This window comes from Mesorhizobium opportunistum WSM2075 (genome assembly GCF_000176035.2).
Classification (GTDB): Bacteria; Pseudomonadota; Alphaproteobacteria; order Rhizobiales; family Rhizobiaceae; genus Mesorhizobium; species Mesorhizobium opportunistum.
Genome location: NC_015675.1, coordinates 3,151,644 through 3,166,394, shown reverse-complemented (window position 1 = coordinate 3,166,394; position 14,751 = coordinate 3,151,644). Strand labels below are relative to the sequence as shown.

Genomic DNA, 14,751 nt, shown 5'->3' with positions numbered 1-14,751 from the left:
TCACCGTTTAACGGAAACGGTGAACTGCTCTAACTCTTTGTTTTGACGCAATTCCGGACGGAAAACCGTTTCACACTTTTCCTGGAATTGCCTCAGAGATCGAGCACCACCATCATCCCGCGCACCTCTGCCATTTCCAGCAGCAGATCCTGCAGGCTCTCAACGGTCAGCGCGACACCGGTTATCGTCAGCAACTCCGCGATACTCTCCTTCATCGAAATGACGGCAACCCCGGTTTTTTTGGAAAGCATCCGTCCGATGGCTGCGCGGGCATGGGCATTCTGTTCAGGCATGATCTCCTCTCATGCTGTGAGATCGGCGCGGTTTTCCGCGACAATATGCTTTTGACGCAACTTCCGCGAGCTTTTGCTTACGTCTGCAAGCCATCTTGTTGATGATCATCCAAATCATCTCGTTGACCGTCATCTGGGCCAGAAATTGGCATCGTCATGGGCCCGACAGCCGCTCAGTATCGAGAGCGACACCGGCCCACCGTGGTGCATTTTTGCCAGCCATGATTTTTGCCCGCCGTGGGAAGGCTGATCGCAGGGCATGTGACCCGGCACGTGGACGGCGTCGCTGAAATCACTGCGCACCATTTTAAATCTTGACGCGTGTCAATTTTTTATAAAACATGCGGAAATGCTGACGGGGCTAGGTCAGCACTCTGGGAGGAGAAATGCCTGGCATGAAAAAGGTCCCGATCGGGTCCGGACTCCGCGTAACGCATGGCGCTCGCCAAGGCTGTCAGTCGCGACGTTGCCAATGCCGGCCAGGCTCTCGCAGCACCAGCCACAGGGCACGCCGTGCGCAACAGCTTGCCAATGAGACATGATCAGACAATCAAAAGGTGGAGGAACAGAATGCGCATCTTCAACGGCCTTGCGCTCAGCGCAGGTCTGCTGGCTACAATCGCTCCGGTGTCGGCCCATGCCGAGGACGCGGCAAAGGTCGCGGCCATCGTCAAAGGCCTCGACAACCCCTTCTTCCAGACCATGCAGAAGGGCATCGAGGAGCAGGCCAAGGCAAGCGGCGTCAATGTCAGCGTCCAGGCTGCCGCCAACATGGGCGACGCCACAGGCCAGGCTGACCGCCTGACCGCCATGGCCATGCAGGATTTCGATTGCTACCTGGTCAACCCGATCAGCGTCTCCAATCTCGTCCAGGCGCTGGTGCCGGTCGCCCAGAAGAAGAAGCCGATCGTCAACATCGACTCGACCATCGACGCCGAACAGGCCAAGGCCGCCGGCTTTGCCGTCTCGACCTATATCGGGACCGACAACGTCGCCGCCGGCGCGTTGGCCGGCGAGGAAATGTTGAAGCTGGTGCCGAAGGGCTCGAAGGTCGCGCTGATCGCCGGCATCGTCGGCGACGTCGGCTCCAATGCCCGCATCAAGGGCTTCAAGCAGGCCGTCGAAGGCAAGCTCGAGGTCGTGGTGATGGTCAGCGCCGATTGGGATCGCGAGAAGGCGCTGACGGCGGCCACCGACATCCTCGCCGCGCATCCGGATCTCGCCGGCTTCTTCGCCGCCAACGACATCATGGCGCTCGGTGTCGAACGCGCCGTGCAGACTTCAGGCAAGGACGTCAAGGTGATCGGCCTCGACGGCATCGTCGATGCGCTGAAATCGATCGCCGCTGGCGAACTCTCCGCCACCGTCGCCCAATATCCCTATGTCGTCGGCGCCATGGGCCTCGAAGCTTGTGCCGTCGCCGCCAAGGGCAAGGAACTGCCAGCCAATGTGCCGGCGCCGGTGCTGCTCATCAACAAGGACAATGCCGAGGCCTCGATCAAGAATTTTCCGCGCCCCGGCGGCGACTATCCCGATCCCTTCCGCGAGATGCTGAAGTGAGCAGTTCCAACAACAACGCGCCCGCCGCCCATTCGGCGGGCGCGGCGGAGGAGAGCCGCCCCTCCCTGTCGGCTCTCCTCCTGGATCCTTCCTTCTGGGCCGACTGGGCATCCGTCGTCGGCCTGGTCGGTCTCGTCATCGTCTTCGGCATCGCCCAGCCGGTCTTCCTCAGCATCGCCAATCTGCAGGCACTGTTGCTGGCGGCGTCCATCCTGGTCGTACTGTCGATCGGCCAGACCTTTGTCGTCGCGACCTCAGGCATCGACCTGTCGCTGGCGGCGGCCGTCATGCTCGGCGCCATCGTCCTCGGCCTGGTCAATGCGGTGGGCTACGGCATCTTCATCGCCTGCGTGCTCTGCGTGCTGGCCACCAGCGCCATCGGTTTCCTCAACGGCCTCATCATCACCGCCGGCAAAATCCCCGATTTCGTGGTGACGCTCGGCACGCTGTCGGCCATCACCGGGCTAGGTCTGATCCTGTCGGGCGGCGAGCCGACCATGGTCGGTTCGACCTTCCTGCTCAGGCTTGCCTCAGGTTCCTTCGGCCCATTCGGCTATCCGGTCTGGGTGGCGATAGCGGCGGTCGTCGCAGCGCATGTCGCGCTCTACCACACGCGCTTCGGCGTCCATCTCCTGGCGACCGGAGGCCAGGTCGAAAGCGCCGGCGCGCTCGGCATCCGCACCAATCGGGTCAAGATCGCCGCCTACACCATCTCGGGCCTGTGCGCCGGCATCGCGGCAATCCTCCTGGTGGCGCGCATCGGCTCGGCCGAACCGCAGATCAACACCAGCCTGCTTTTGAATTCGGTGGCCGCGGTGGTGCTGGGCGGCGTCAGCCTGTTTGGCGGCCGTGCCAGCATACTTGGCCCGGCCATCGGCGCGCTGATGCTGACCGCACTGGTCAACGGGCTGACGCTGCTTAGCGTTTCGGCCTTCTACCAACCGCTTGCCGTGGGTGCCATCGTGGTGCTGGCGGCGCTGATCATGCGGTATCAGAAATGAGCGCGGTCCTCCCCTTCCCCGCCTCGGACGCGATCATCGCCTGCCAGGACCTGAGCAAGCATTTCGGCGGGGTGCGCGCCTTCACCGATGTCGCCTTCCAGGCGCGCCGCGGCGAGGTCACCGCCGTCATCGGCGACAATGGCGCCGGTAAGTCGACGCTGATCCGCTGCCTAGTCGGCGTGCATGTGCCGGATGCCGGCTCGATCGTCTTCGACGGCCGCCAGCACCCCTTCTCCAACCCGGACGGAGCACGCAAGGCCGGCATCGAGACCGTGCACCAGAACCTGGCGCTGATCGACGAACTGACGGTGGCGCAAAACCTGTTCCTCAACCGCGAGCTCGTGCGCCGCATCGGCCCTTTCGCGTTCCTAGACCGCAAGGCGATGAAACGCGAGGCGCGCTCCATGCTGTCACGCCTGTCGATCAACGTGCCGTCGATCAACCAGCGCGTGCGCCGTCTGTCGGGCGGCCAACGGCAGGCGATCTCGATCTGCCGCGCCGTCGGCTCCGGCGCCAAGCTGGTGGTGATGGACGAGCCGACCGCGGCGCTCGGCGTGCAAGAGACCGCCAATGTCGAGGCGCTGATCCGGCGCCTGCGCGAACAATCGGTCTCGGTCATCCTGGTCAGCCACAATTTCGATCAGGTGCGCCGCCTGTCCGACCAGATCTGGGTGATGCGGGCGGGCAAGATGGCGGCAACGGTGCGCGCTGCGGAAACCACCGGCAACGAACTCGTCGCGCTGGTCACCGGCGCGGCGTGAGCATCGAACAACAGTCTTGAAATCAGGGGAGTTTGAGAGTGGCACCACTTCGTGTCGGACTTGTGGGTCTTGGAGAAGTCGCGCAGTCGATCCATCTGCCCGTTCTGGCGGATCAGCGCGACCGCTGGGCGATCGCGGGCGTCCATGACGTGTCGCCAAGCCTGGTGGCGCTGATCACCTCCCAATATGCGACGGCAAAAGCCTACGACTCGGCCGAGGCGCTGATCAATTCACCCGACATCGACGTGGTGTTCGTGCTGTCGTCCGACGACACTCACAGCCGCTTCGTGCGCGCCGCGATTGCCGCCGACAAGCACATCCTGCTGGAAAAGCCGGCTTGCCTGACGGTGCGCGAGATCGATGAGTTGCTGGCACTGATGCCGGCCTACCAAAAGACCCTGTTCGTCGGCTACATGCGCCGCTACGCGCCGGCCTATCTGGCGGCCAGGGACGAGCTTCCCGCCCACGCCGACATCACCCATGTCCGCATCTTCGACCTGATTTCGGAGGGCCGGCACTTCCTCAAGAAGAGCCGGAACGTCCTTTATCCTAACGACATCGACCCTGCCCTCCTCGCGCGAGGCGCCAGGGAACGGGATGCGCTGATCCGTGAAGTCGTCGGCGCCGACGCGCCCGCAGACCTGGTGCGCGCCTATCGCGGGCTGACGGCGCTGTCCTCGCACCACATCTCGGCGATGCGCGGGCTCATCGGCGAGCCGGCGCGCGTCGTCGCCGCGCACCGCACCAATGGTGGTGCCAACACATCCGTCACCTTCGATTACGGCCATTTCGCCTGTCTCTATGACGCGGTGGTCGACGATCTCGGCCTGTTCGACGCCATGATCGAGGTGCGCTCCAACACCAGGCGCGTGCGCATCATCTACGACACGCCCTATATCCGCAGCCTGCCGACCCGGCTGGAGGTGACAGAGGCCGGCCCGCTCGGCCCGGTGACCAAAAGCTTCGGGCCGCTCTATGGCGACGCCTTCTCCAACGAGCTGGAGATTTTCCATCGCCATATCACCGAGGGCACCAAGCCTTTGACCGACCTCGCCGACTCGCGCCGCGACCTGGCGCTGATGGCCGGGATCATCGAGCGCATGAAGGAGAGCGCTGCCTGAGCGTGGCGGACAGGTCGGCCGCAGGAACAACACCTTCCGACAAAGACTGCCGATTGGCTCTTGCCGAAGCTGGCCGCCTCGCCCATCCATGGCGTGGGAACGACCGCCAGGGACCATTGATGACCGATGCCAGCCTTCACATCGTCGAAGCGACGATCGAACAATTGCGCCGTGCGCTCGATGAGGGCACGGTCACCAGCGTCGAGCTGGTCGCGGCCTATCTGCGCCGCATCGCGCATTTCGACCGCCACGGCATCAGCCTCAACGCCGTTCCCGTGCTCAACCCCGACATGTTCGAGGAAGCCGCCGCTTCCGACCAGCGGCGGCGCGGCAAGGCCATGCTCGGCCCGCTCGACGGCATCCCCTACACCGCCAAGGACAGCTATAAGGTCAAAGGCCTGACGGTGGCTGCCGGTTCGCCGGCCTTCGAGCATCTCGTCGCCAATGAAGACGCCTTCACCATCGCCCGGCTACGCGCCGGCGGCGCGGTGCTGATCGGCCTGACCAACATGCCGCCGATGGCCAATGGCGGCATGCAACGCGGCGTCTATGGCCGCGCCGAAAGCCCTTACAATGCCGACTATCTGACCGCCGCCTTCGCGTCGGGCTCGTCGAACGGTTCAGGCACCGCGACCGCTGCCAGCTTCTGCGCCTTCGGGCTCGGCGAGGAAACCTGGTCATCCGGCCGCGCCCCGGCCACCAACAACGCGCTGGTCGCCTACACGCCCTCGCGCGGCGTAATCTCCGTGCGCGGCAACTGGCCGCTGGTGCCGACCATGGATGTCGTCGTGCCGCACACGCGGACCGTGGGCGATATGCTGGAACTGCTCGACGTCATCGTTGCCGACGATCCTGAGGCGCGAGGCGATTTCTGGCGCGCGCAGCCCTGGGTCAAGCTGCCGAAGAGCTCCGAAATGCGGCCGCAACGCTATACCGGTCTCACGCTCGCGGGATCGCTGAAAGGCATGCGGCTCGGCGTGCCCCGAATGTATATCGGCCGCGACAGCCGCGCCGACCGGCCGATCGAAACCCGGGCCTCCGTGCTTGCCCTTTGGGAACAGGCGGCGGCCGATCTCAAACGGCTGGGCGCCGAGGTGGTGGAAGTCGATTTTCCCGTCGTCTCCAACTATGAGCGCGACCGCCCCGGCACGCGTACCATGGTCGAGCGTGGGCTGGTACCGAAGGAATTCGCCGACCGCGAAATCTGGGATCTCTGCATCTGGGGCTGGGACGACTTTTTGCGCGCCAATGCCCACCCTGACATTCCCGACCTCGCCTCGGTCGATAGCCCCAAAATCTTCCCGCAGCCGCCAGGCACGCTGCCCGACCGCTATGAAGGCGGCTTCGACCTCGCGGAGTATGTCGAGCGGGCGAAAGCCGGGGTCACGCCCTTCAAGGATATCCCGACCATGGAGGATGGTCTCAAGGGCCTGGAAACGACGCGGCGGATCGATTTCGAGGACTGGCTCGACGCGCAAGGCATCGACGCAGTGGTGCTGCCCGCCGCCGCCGATGTCGGCCCGGCCGATGCCGACATCAACGAGGCGTCCGCCGCCCTTGCTTGGCGCAACGGCACCTGGGTCGCCAACGGCAATCTGGTCTGGCGCCATTTCGGCATCCCGACCGTCACCGTGCCGATGGGCACCATGGCCGACATCGGCATGCCGGTCGGCCTGACCTTCGCCGGCAAGGCCTATGACGACGAACGGCTCCTGTGCATGGCCGGCGACTACGAACGCGCCACGCAGCACCGCACCCGCCCACCGCGCACGCCGGAACTGGCCGATGACGTGTTTTCGGATCGGCCCGCCCGCTGTGGCGACGGCAAGGCGCCACCGCTTGTCATCGCGCTTGCCGCCGAGACGCGTTCTTCGGGCGATCAGGACGAGATATCCATCACAGTCGACCTGCCCGGCGACACGGAGGCGGAGAATGCCAGCGTCAAGGTGCATATCAACGGCGAGCCTGTCGCATTGCAGCGAAGCGGCGCGCGCCTAGTCGGGCGTGCGCTCGTTCCGGCCGCCGAGCATCAGCGGCTCCACAGCGTCTGGCGCGGCCCGTATGGCTCGATCATCACGGCGGTGGTGCGGCTGGAGGATGGGCGAAGCGCTGGCGCCTATGTGGTTGTGGGCGGGATTGGATAACAAGGGACGCAACACCCAGCGTCGAGTTCCGTCACGCCCCCCTCTGTCCTGCCGGACATCTCCCCCACGAGGGGGGAGATTGGCAGCTTCGGCGCCGGCTGTGTTCCTGCTACATCGGAGATTGGCGAAGACCGCGGTCACGGCCAATCTCCCCCCTCGTGGGGGAGATGTCCGGCAGGACAGAGGGGGGCGCCGTAGAGCGCCACCATCGCCGCTACCCCCGCGCCGCCCAGAGCAAACCGCGCTCCACAATCAGCGCCATTTCCGGCACCGCGAACTCATCCGCCGTGTGTCCAAGAGAACTGTAAAACACCCTGCCCGAACCATACCGGCGCTTCCAGACTACAGGCATGACAACGCCGCCGATGCCCGGAAAATGCGCGTCAGTGAAAGTGGTCGTCGCCAGCACTTCGTTGCTTGGGTCGACATGCATGTAATACTGCTCCGACCGGTAGGCGAAATCGTTGATGCCTTTGGTGATCGGATCGTCCGGCCGGGTGATGGCGACTTGGTAGTCGATGATGTCGCCGGGGTGCGCGACCCATTGGCCGCCGGTCATGAACTGATAGTCGGGCTCGTTGCGAAAACTGTCGCCCATCGTGCCGTGAAAGCCGCCGAGCCCGGTCCCCTGGCGAACGGCCTGCGTCAGGTTCTGCAGCTCGGCCTTTTCGATCGTCGACATGGTGATGACAGGCACGATCAGATCGAATGATGACAACTCCGGATCTGCGAACATCGCCGTGCCCTGGCCCAGCGTGACGGCGAAACCGTTACGCTCGAGCAGCGCGCGGATGACATTGGCGCTGCGCTCCGGCGTATGGCCTTCCCAGCCGCCCCAGGCAATCAAGGCTTTCTTCGCCATGCCGTGAATCTCCTCTCCTCCGTTGTCGCTGTCTTGGCGCGCCTGTCAGCGCCAACCCAGCCCAGGCGCCACATGGGTCAGAATCGCCTCGATGACATGAGCGTTATAGTCGACGCCGAGTTGGTTGGGCACGGTGAGCAGCAGCGTGTCGGCCTCGGCGATCGCCTCGTCCTGCGCCAATTCCTTGATCAGCACATCCGGCTCGGCGGCGTAGCTGCGCCCGAAGATCGCCCTGGTATTCTCCTCGATGAAACCGATCTGGTCGCGGCTCTCATTGCCGCGCCCGAAATAAGCGCGGTCGCGGTCGTCGACCAGCGCGAAGATGCTGCGGCTGACCGAGACGCGCGGTTCGCGCTCATGGCCGGCCGCTTTCCAGGCCTCGCGGTAAATCCGGATCTGCTCTGCCTGCTGGATGTGGAAAGGCTTGCCGGTCTCGTCGAATTTGAGCGTCGAGCTCTGCAAATTCATGCCCAGTTTCGCCGCCCATTCCGAGGTGGCGTTGGTGGCCGCACCCCACCAGATGCGCTCGCGCAGGCCTTCCGAATGCGGCTCCAGCCTGAGCAGGCCGGGCGGGTTGGGGAACATCGGCCGTGGGTTGGGTTGGGCGAAGCCTTCGCCGCGCAGCGTGTCGAGGAAGACCTCGGCGTGGTGCCGCGCCATGTCGGCGTCGCTTTTGCCTTCCGGCGGCACATAGCCGAAATAGCGCCAGCCATCGATTACCTGCTCGGGCGAGCCGCGACTGATGCCGAGCTGCAACCGCCCGCCAGCGATGATGTCGGCGGCACCGGCATCTTCGGCCATGTAGAGCGGGTTCTCGTAGCGCATGTCGATGACCGCCGTGCCGATCTCGATGCGGCTGGTCTTGGCGCCGACGGCCGCCAAAAGCGGGAATGGCGAGGCGAGCTGGCGGGCAAAGTGGTGCACGCGGAAATAGGCGCCGTCGGCGCCAAGCTGCTCGGCGGCGACGGCAAGATCGATGGATTGCAGAAGCGCATCGCTCGCCGAGCGCACCTGCGATTGCGACGAGGGCGTCCAATGCCCGAATGACAGGAAACCGATTTTTTTCATGGTCCTGAAGTATATGCCCGCGGCACGTGCTTCAATGCCAAAACGGCAGGGTTACACACCGTCGCCCTGCACGGTACCAAAAGCAGGCGATACCAAAGTGCGCGATGCCGAGCCTGAACGCCATGGAGGGCGGAATGCTGAAGGGAACCCGCATCGTCGAGATCGAGGCGCTCGGGCCAGCCCCCTTTGCCGGCATGCTCTTTGCCGATCTCGGCGCCGATGTCATCGTCGTCCACCGCAAGCAGGCGCCGATGCCCGGCGTCCCCGAACGCTCGCTGCTCGATCGCGGCAAGCGCTCGATCGCGCTGGACCTCAAGGATGCCGCCGACGCCGCCGTGCTGATGCGCCTGGTCGCCACCGCCGATGGATTGATCGAGGGTTTCCGGCCCGGCGTCATGGAACGTCTCGGGCTCGGCCCGGATGCCTGCCTCGCCGTCAACCCGAAGCTGGTTTACGGCCGGATGACAGGCTGGGGCCAGGATGGCCCGCTCGCCCGCACCGCCGGTCACGACATGAACTATATCGGCGTGTCCGGTGCGCTCTGGTACGGCTCCTTGCCAGGAGAGGTGCCTATGTCGCCGCCGACGCTGGTCGGCGACATAGGCGGCGGCGCGCTCTATCTGGTGATCGGCATGCTCGCCGCCATCATGAACGCGCGCGCCGGTGGCAAAGGCAGCGTCGTCGACGCGGCGATCGTCGACGGCTCGGCCCACATGATGAACCTGTTGATGTCGCTTGCCCCATCCGGCGCGCTCGCCGCCGAGCGCGGCCAAAGCCTCCTCGACGGGCCGCATTGGTGCCGCGTCTACCGCACCGCGGATGGCGGCTTCATCAGCATCCAGTGCATCGAGCCGAAATTCTATGCGCTGTTCCTCGACCGGCTTGGCCTCGCCGCCGATCCGGAATTCGCCAACCAATTCGACCGCGATCTCTGGCCGGAGCTCGGCAACCGGCTGGCGGCGATCTTTGCAGAGAAATCCCGCGGCGAATGGGTCAAGCTGTTCGAAGGGTCGGACGCCTGCGTCGGGCCGGTACTTGGCCCGTGGGAGGCAGCACTGCATCCGCACATGGCCGCCCGCGGTACATGGCTGACGGTGGACGGTGCTCTTCAAGCGGCGGCGGCACCGCGTTTTTCGGCAAGGGCGCGGTGCTCGCCTGCCGCAAGCCCGGCGCGTGGCGAACACGATGCGGAAATCCGTGCTTGCCTGGCCGAATCGTGACGTAGGACGAGCTCCATGGCGGTTCGGCCGATCATAAGGTTCCCCAATCCCCTCCTCCGCGCGGTGGCTGAACCTGTAAAACTGTTCGACAGCGACTTGCACGGTTTGGCCGGCGATCTCGTCGACACCATGCACGCGGCGCCCGGGATCGGCATCACCGGCCCGCATATCGGCATTTTGAGACGCCTGGTGGTGATCCAGCTGCCTTCCGCCGCAAAGCCGGGGATCTACGTCAATCCATCGATCGTCCACGCCTCGACCGAAATGATCCGTCATGCGGAAGGCAGCGTTTCGATGCCCGGCGTCACCGAGGATATCGAGCGACACGCGCGCATAATCGTTCGCTATCAGGATCTGGATGGCAACGAGCAGTTCGAGAACGCCGATGGTCTGCTGGCGGTTTGTCACCAGCATGAGATCGATCAGCTCGACGGGCTCTTCTGGACGCACAGGCTGACGCGCCTGAAGCGCGATCGGCTGGTCAAGCGCTACGGCAAACTCATGCGAGCCTCGTAGACGCCACGGCAAATCGTAAAGAACGGGCCTTGGTCCGGCAAAATTGTGCCGTGCTGATTGCGTGGCAGCCGGAAGCTCTTGAATGCGGCTCTTCATTCTCGTATACGAGTATACGAGAATGAAGGCATTGATGGAGGGGGCACGATGGCCATCGTCAGGGATTTCGGCAAGGCGCCGGTGGACGCCCTGGTCATCGGCGGCGGCATTGCCGGCTGCTCGCTCGGCTACGAGCTGGCTCGCCGAGGCTTCAAGACGACCATCCTTGAGCAGAGCATGATCGCCGCGGAGTCCTCGGGGCGAAACACCGGCACCTTGCTCAGCGGCCCACAAAAGGAGGTGGTCGAACTGCTGGATGCCAGCGTCGCGGTCTACGCCGAGCTTGCCGACGGACCTGTTCCCTTCGAATTCGCGGCAATCGCGCATCTGCTGATCTCCGAGGATGAGGGGAGCTTCGAAGCCGCTGCCGCGGTGGCGGACCGCTACCGGGCGGCGGGCGTACCGATGGAAAAGATCATGGGCAAGGATCTGGCGCGCGACCATCCGCGCATCGGCTTCAAGGTGGCCGGCGGCTACAGCGTCGGCCGCGCATGGACGCTGGAGCCGATGGGAGCGACACACGCCTTCGCCCATGCCGCCCGCGAGGCCGGAGCGACGATCCGGACAGGCCTGCGCGTCGCCCAGATCTTCTCCAGGGGCGGCAAGGTGCAGGGCGTGCTGACCGACCAGGGCATCGTTCCCGCCGATCTCGTCTTCATCGCCAACGGACTGTGGATGTCGGACCTTCTGCGGCGCACCGTGGGCGATGGACCGCTGCCCGGCTTACCCCTCACCGCCGGACGCGGCTGGCTGATCCAACTGGGCAAGCTCGACTTCGAATTGCCCTGGATCGTCGAGGAACTGACCTGGCCGGATCAGGAGGAACTCGGCCGGCGCATGAGGCTCGATGGCCTCGCCGATGTCGCCGCCCAGCGCGACGACCAACCGGCCGTCGAGGCCATCTGCCTCAACCCGATGCGCGGCGGCGATGCCAGGCTCGGCGCCTCCGTCCAGCCCGCCTTTCGCGACCTCGTCCGCAACACCGACATGGCAAGCCGTATCGCCGGCCGCACGCTGCGCATGCTCCCCGGTCTCGGCTCTCCGCAGGTCAAGAACGTCTATCCCGGAAACAGACCGATGCTGTCCGACGGCCTGCCGGTCGCTGGCCGGACCGCTGTCGAGGGGCTGTTCGTGCATGGCGGCATGGGCTCGATCGGCATGCATGCCGCACCCGCCACCGCGCGCTGGCTGGTCGACGCGGCGCTGTCGGGCGATGGCAATCCAACACAGGAATGGCTGCGCCCGGACCGCTTTCCGGGATGGGGAACGGCCTGAGGCAGCACCAAACAGGATCAGCGAATGCGCAACCCCTGCGCGTCGAAGATGCGGGTGCGGCTGGGCAGGAAACGCAGCGTGATCGTCTCGCCGAAACGCGGCTGGTCCTCGCGCCGTTCGGCGACCACCGTTTCGCCGCTGGGCAGCGCGCCGTGCACGTAGGAGGTCGATCCCAGGCGTTCGGTGACATCGACGGCCAGCGCAAGCTCGACGCCCTGCTTTTCGTCGAGATGCTCCGGCCTGATGCCCAGGGTAACGTCTTGGCCACTGCCAAGCCGCGTCGTGAGATGAGAGATATCGACCCTGGCATCGCCGACAAGTACGGCTTTCCCGTCCTCGGCCACCTTCGCATTGAGGAAGTTCATGCGCGGCGAGCCGATGAAGCCGGCGACGAAGGCGTTGTCGGGATCGTCGTAGAGCGACAGCGGCGTGCCGATCTGCTCGATCTTGCCGGCTTTCAGCACGACGATCTTGTCGGCCAGCGTCAGCGCTTCGGTCTGGTCGTGCGTCACATAGACCATGGTGCGGCGGATCGACTGGTGCAGGCGCTTGATCTCGGCGCGCAGTTCCGTGCGCAGCGCCGCGTCGAGATTGGAGAGCGGCTCGTCGAACAGGAACAGTCTGGGATCGCGCACCAGTGCCCGGCCGATGGCGACGCGCTGGCGCTGGCCGCCGGACAACTCACGTGGCTTGCGACCCAGCAAGGGTTCGATCTGCAGCAGCTTCGCCACCGCATCGACCTTCTCGCCTGACGTCTTGCGGTCTAGTCCGCGCATCTTCAGCGGAAAGGCAATGTTCTCGGCCACCGACATGGTCGGATAGAGCGCGTAGGACTGAAACACCATCGCCACGTCGCGCTCTCGCGCGGGAAGATTGGTGACGTTGCGGTCGCCGATGACGATGGTGCCGGAATCGATCGGGTTGAGCCCGGCAATCGCATGCAGCAGCGTCGACTTCCCGCAGCCCGAAGGCCCGAGCAGCACGACGAAGGAGCCTTCCTCGACTTCGACCGAGACATCGTCCAGCACGTTGACCGCACCGTAGGATTTCGACACCGACCGTATAGACAAATTCGCCATCGTTTCCCCCTCAGCCCTTCACGCTGCCCAGCGTCATGCCGCGCACGATCTGCCCCTGCACCAGAACGCCAAGCACGATCATCGGCAGCATGATGAGCGTGGCGGCGGCGGTCAGCGCGCCCCACTGGATGCCCTGGAAGGTCAGGAACGAGGTGATGGAGACCGGCAGGGTCTGCGTGTCGCGGCCGGTCAGCACCAGGGCGACGAAGAACTCGTTCCAGGTGAACAGCACACAGAGAATCAGCGTCGCGACGATGCCGCCGCGCGCCGCTGGCAGGTAGACATGCCAGAACACGCTGAACTCACGCGCGCCGTCGACGCGGGCCGCATCGCGCAGCTCCTTCGGGATGTCGTCGAAGAAGGTGATCAGCAGCGAGATGGCGAACGGCACATTGACGAAGGCATAGGCCGCAATCAGCAGCCAGTGCTGGTTGAGCGCGCCGATTCGGGTCGCCAGGTAATACATCGGAATGACAAACAGCAGCGCCGGCGCGATGCGCAGGCTGAGGATGAACTTTTCCTTGGAGCGGCGCAGGTCGCCCGGCTGCTGCGCCAACCCGTAGGCGGCGACCGAGCCGATGGCCACCGCCAGCGCGCTGGACAGGATGGAAATGATGAAGGAATTGGCAAACGCGCTAAGGAAGCCGCGATTGGCGAACACAGTGCGATAGTTGTCGAGCGTCGGGCTGAACAGCCAGACCGGCGGAATGGCGAAGGCGTCGCGCGTCGTCTTGAACGAAGTCACCACCACCCAGTAGAGCGGGAACAGCACCGCCAGCAAAAGCATGAGCAGCCCGACATAGAAAACCGTACGCCGGCCCATCAGCGCTCTCCCGCTTTCGGAAACAGCACGCTGTACATGGTCAGGAGCGCGACATTGGTGAAGATGGTCAGGATGACGGCGATGGCGAGCGCGTAGGAAATGTCGAAATTGGTGAAGGCGACGATGTAGCCGTAATAGTTCAGCGTCTCGGTCGAAAGCGCCGGCCCGCCGCGCGTCATGATGTAGAACAGGTCGAAGGCCTTGATGCTGTCGATCGCCCGGATCAGCGCGACGATGGCGAGCGCCCGGCGCAGCATCGGCAGCAGCACATACCAGGTCACCTGCCATTCGCGCGCGCCGTCGACGCGGGCGGCGTTCAGCGGATCGGTGAGTGCCGATTCCAGTGCCGCCATCACCAAGAGGATGACGAAGGGCGTCCACTGCCAGATGTCGGCGATCAGCACCGAAAACAGCGCCAGTTGAGGACTGCCCAGCCAGTCGACCTGGGATATGCCGGCCAGTGACAGAAGATAGTTCGCCATACCGGTGGCGGGATCGAACAGGAAGCGCCAGGTCAGCCCGACGACCACCGGCGTCATGATGATCGGCACCAGAAGCAGCGTCCTCACCAGCCGTTTCATGGCGAAGTCGCGGTCGAGGAAAAGCACGACGGCAAGCCCGAGCGCGATCTCGATCACCGTCGCCAGCGTCGTGAACAGCACCGTGCGCCACAGCGCCGCCATGGCGCGCGGATCGCCGAAGAAGCGCAGGTAATTGTCGAGGCCGACGAACTTTTCCCGTCCGGCGCGCATCAGCGACAGATCGTGCAAAGAAATCCAGATCACGAACAGCGTCAGCGCGACCGAAGCCACGGTCAGGCAGACGATGATCGGCTGGAAGAAATGCCTGGTCGGATCCGATGCTGCTGTCGCCACGGTCTCAATCCACTCGTTGAGGATTTCGCCCTGCCGCGCACAGGGAGCGCACGCGGC

At 64.7% G+C, this 14,751-nt stretch carries 14 protein-coding genes and 1 pseudogene; 8 read left to right on the top strand and 7 right to left on the bottom strand.

Annotated elements, in window-relative coordinates; translation table 11 throughout:
• Window positions 1-92 precede the first annotated feature (92 nt).
• On the bottom strand, window positions 93-293 hold the full coding sequence (locus MESOP_RS15165; protein ID WP_013894193.1) for a hypothetical protein: 201 nt from the start codon (window positions 291-293) through the stop codon (window positions 93-95).
• Between the two features lie 570 nt (window positions 294-863).
• Between MESOP_RS15165 and MESOP_RS15160 the strand changes: the two genes are divergently transcribed.
• From MESOP_RS15160 to MESOP_RS15140, 5 genes are all read left to right on the top strand, one after another.
• Window positions 864-1,853, top strand: coding sequence for a sugar ABC transporter substrate-binding protein (locus MESOP_RS15160; RefSeq protein WP_013894192.1), 990 nt, complete (start codon window positions 864-866; stop codon window positions 1,851-1,853).
• Window positions 1,850-2,854 (top strand): ABC transporter permease, encoded by a 1,005-nt coding sequence (locus MESOP_RS15155; RefSeq protein WP_013894191.1) that lies wholly within the window; start codon window positions 1,850-1,852, stop codon window positions 2,852-2,854. Before MESOP_RS15160 ends, MESOP_RS15155 begins: the two co-directional genes overlap by 4 nt.
• Window positions 2,851-3,615, top strand: coding sequence for an ATP-binding cassette domain-containing protein (locus tag MESOP_RS15150; RefSeq protein WP_013894190.1), 765 nt, complete (start codon window positions 2,851-2,853; stop codon window positions 3,613-3,615). Before MESOP_RS15155 ends, MESOP_RS15150 begins: the two co-directional genes overlap by 4 nt.
• Window positions 3,616-3,653: 38 nt before the next feature.
• On the top strand, window positions 3,654-4,736 hold the full coding sequence (locus MESOP_RS15145; RefSeq protein WP_013894189.1) for a Gfo/Idh/MocA family protein: 1,083 nt from the start codon (window positions 3,654-3,656) through the stop codon (window positions 4,734-4,736).
• A 119-nt stretch (window positions 4,737-4,855) separates the two neighbouring features.
• Complete coding sequence (locus MESOP_RS15140) at window positions 4,856-6,880, top strand: amidase (protein ID WP_013894188.1); 2,025 nt, start codon at window positions 4,856-4,858, stop codon at window positions 6,878-6,880.
• Between the two features lie 29 nt (window positions 6,881-6,909).
• On the opposite strand, the pseudogene MESOP_RS36760 reads toward MESOP_RS15140, so the two are convergent.
• From MESOP_RS36760 to MESOP_RS15130, 3 genes and pseudogenes are all read right to left on the bottom strand, one after another.
• Window positions 6,910-7,073 (bottom strand): annotated as a pseudogene (locus MESOP_RS36760) (ABC transporter ATP-binding protein); the annotation flags it as partial.
• A 21-nt stretch (window positions 7,074-7,094) separates the two neighbouring features.
• Window positions 7,095-7,742, bottom strand: coding sequence for a ThuA domain-containing protein (locus MESOP_RS15135; RefSeq protein WP_013894187.1), 648 nt, complete (start codon window positions 7,740-7,742; stop codon window positions 7,095-7,097).
• Window positions 7,743-7,787: 45 nt separating this feature from the next.
• A complete protein-coding gene (locus MESOP_RS15130) occupies window positions 7,788-8,810 on the bottom strand; it encodes an LLM class flavin-dependent oxidoreductase (RefSeq protein ID WP_013894186.1) in 1,023 nt (340 codons plus the stop codon).
• A gap of 134 nt (window positions 8,811-8,944) precedes the next feature.
• Here MESOP_RS15130 and MESOP_RS15125 point away from each other — a divergent pair, with 134 nt between their 5' ends.
• The 3 genes from MESOP_RS15125 (at window position 8,945) to MESOP_RS15115 (ending at window position 11,917) form a co-directional block, all read left to right on the top strand.
• On the top strand, window positions 8,945-10,030 hold the full coding sequence (locus tag MESOP_RS15125) for a CaiB/BaiF CoA transferase family protein (protein ID WP_013894185.1): 1,086 nt from the start codon (window positions 8,945-8,947) through the stop codon (window positions 10,028-10,030).
• 15 nt (window positions 10,031-10,045) lie between these two features.
• Complete coding sequence (locus MESOP_RS15120) at window positions 10,046-10,546, top strand: peptide deformylase (RefSeq protein ID WP_013894184.1); 501 nt, start codon at window positions 10,046-10,048, stop codon at window positions 10,544-10,546.
• Between the two features lie 144 nt (window positions 10,547-10,690).
• Window positions 10,691-11,917 (top strand): NAD(P)/FAD-dependent oxidoreductase, encoded by a 1,227-nt coding sequence (locus MESOP_RS15115; RefSeq protein ID WP_013894183.1) that lies wholly within the window; start codon window positions 10,691-10,693, stop codon window positions 11,915-11,917.
• 17 nt (window positions 11,918-11,934) lie between these two features.
• Here the strand turns inward: MESOP_RS15115 and MESOP_RS15110 are convergent, their stop codons facing one another.
• From MESOP_RS15110 to MESOP_RS15100, 3 genes are read right to left on the bottom strand one after another with little or no spacing between them, the layout of a single operon-like run.
• On the bottom strand, window positions 11,935-12,996 hold the full coding sequence (locus tag MESOP_RS15110; protein WP_013894182.1) for an ABC transporter ATP-binding protein: 1,062 nt from the start codon (window positions 12,994-12,996) through the stop codon (window positions 11,935-11,937).
• Between the two features lie 10 nt (window positions 12,997-13,006).
• On the bottom strand, window positions 13,007-13,819 hold the full coding sequence (locus MESOP_RS15105) for a carbohydrate ABC transporter permease (RefSeq protein WP_013894181.1): 813 nt from the start codon (window positions 13,817-13,819) through the stop codon (window positions 13,007-13,009).
• Window positions 13,819-14,694, bottom strand: coding sequence for a carbohydrate ABC transporter permease (locus tag MESOP_RS15100; protein ID WP_013894180.1), 876 nt, complete (start codon window positions 14,692-14,694; stop codon window positions 13,819-13,821). Before MESOP_RS15100 ends, MESOP_RS15105 begins: the two co-directional genes overlap by 1 nt.
• Window positions 14,695-14,751 lie beyond the last annotated feature (57 nt).

What these genes read in the sequence shown, in the direction of transcription:
- MESOP_RS15115 (WP_013894183.1), top strand. Translation starts at nt 10,691, where the DNA reads ATGGCCATCGTCAGGGATTTCGGCAAGGCGCCGGTGGACGCCCTGGTC.
- MESOP_RS15160 (WP_013894192.1), top strand. Translation starts at nt 864, where the DNA reads ATGCGCATCTTCAACGGCCTTGCGCTCAGCGCAGGTCTGCTGGCTACA.
- MESOP_RS15140 (WP_013894188.1), top strand. Translation starts at nt 4,856, where the DNA reads ATGACCGATGCCAGCCTTCACATCGTCGAAGCGACGATCGAACAATTG.
- MESOP_RS15130 (WP_013894186.1), bottom strand. Translation starts at nt 8,810, where the DNA reads ATGAAAAAAATCGGTTTCCTGTCATTCGGGCATTGGACGCCCTCGTCG.
- MESOP_RS15135 (WP_013894187.1), bottom strand. Translation starts at nt 7,742, where the DNA reads ATGGCGAAGAAAGCCTTGATTGCCTGGGGCGGCTGGGAAGGCCATACG.
- MESOP_RS15125 (WP_013894185.1), top strand. Translation starts at nt 8,945, where the DNA reads ATGCTGAAGGGAACCCGCATCGTCGAGATCGAGGCGCTCGGGCCAGCC.
- MESOP_RS15105 (WP_013894181.1), bottom strand. Translation starts at nt 13,819, where the DNA reads ATGGGCCGGCGTACGGTTTTCTATGTCGGGCTGCTCATGCTTTTGCTG.
- MESOP_RS15120 (WP_013894184.1), top strand. Translation starts at nt 10,046, where the DNA reads ATGGCGGTTCGGCCGATCATAAGGTTCCCCAATCCCCTCCTCCGCGCG.
- MESOP_RS15165 (WP_013894193.1), bottom strand. Translation starts at nt 293, where the DNA reads ATGCCTGAACAGAATGCCCATGCCCGCGCAGCCATCGGACGGATGCTT.
- MESOP_RS15150 (WP_013894190.1), top strand. Translation starts at nt 2,851, where the DNA reads ATGAGCGCGGTCCTCCCCTTCCCCGCCTCGGACGCGATCATCGCCTGC.
- MESOP_RS15110 (WP_013894182.1), bottom strand. Translation starts at nt 12,996, where the DNA reads ATGGCGAATTTGTCTATACGGTCGGTGTCGAAATCCTACGGTGCGGTC.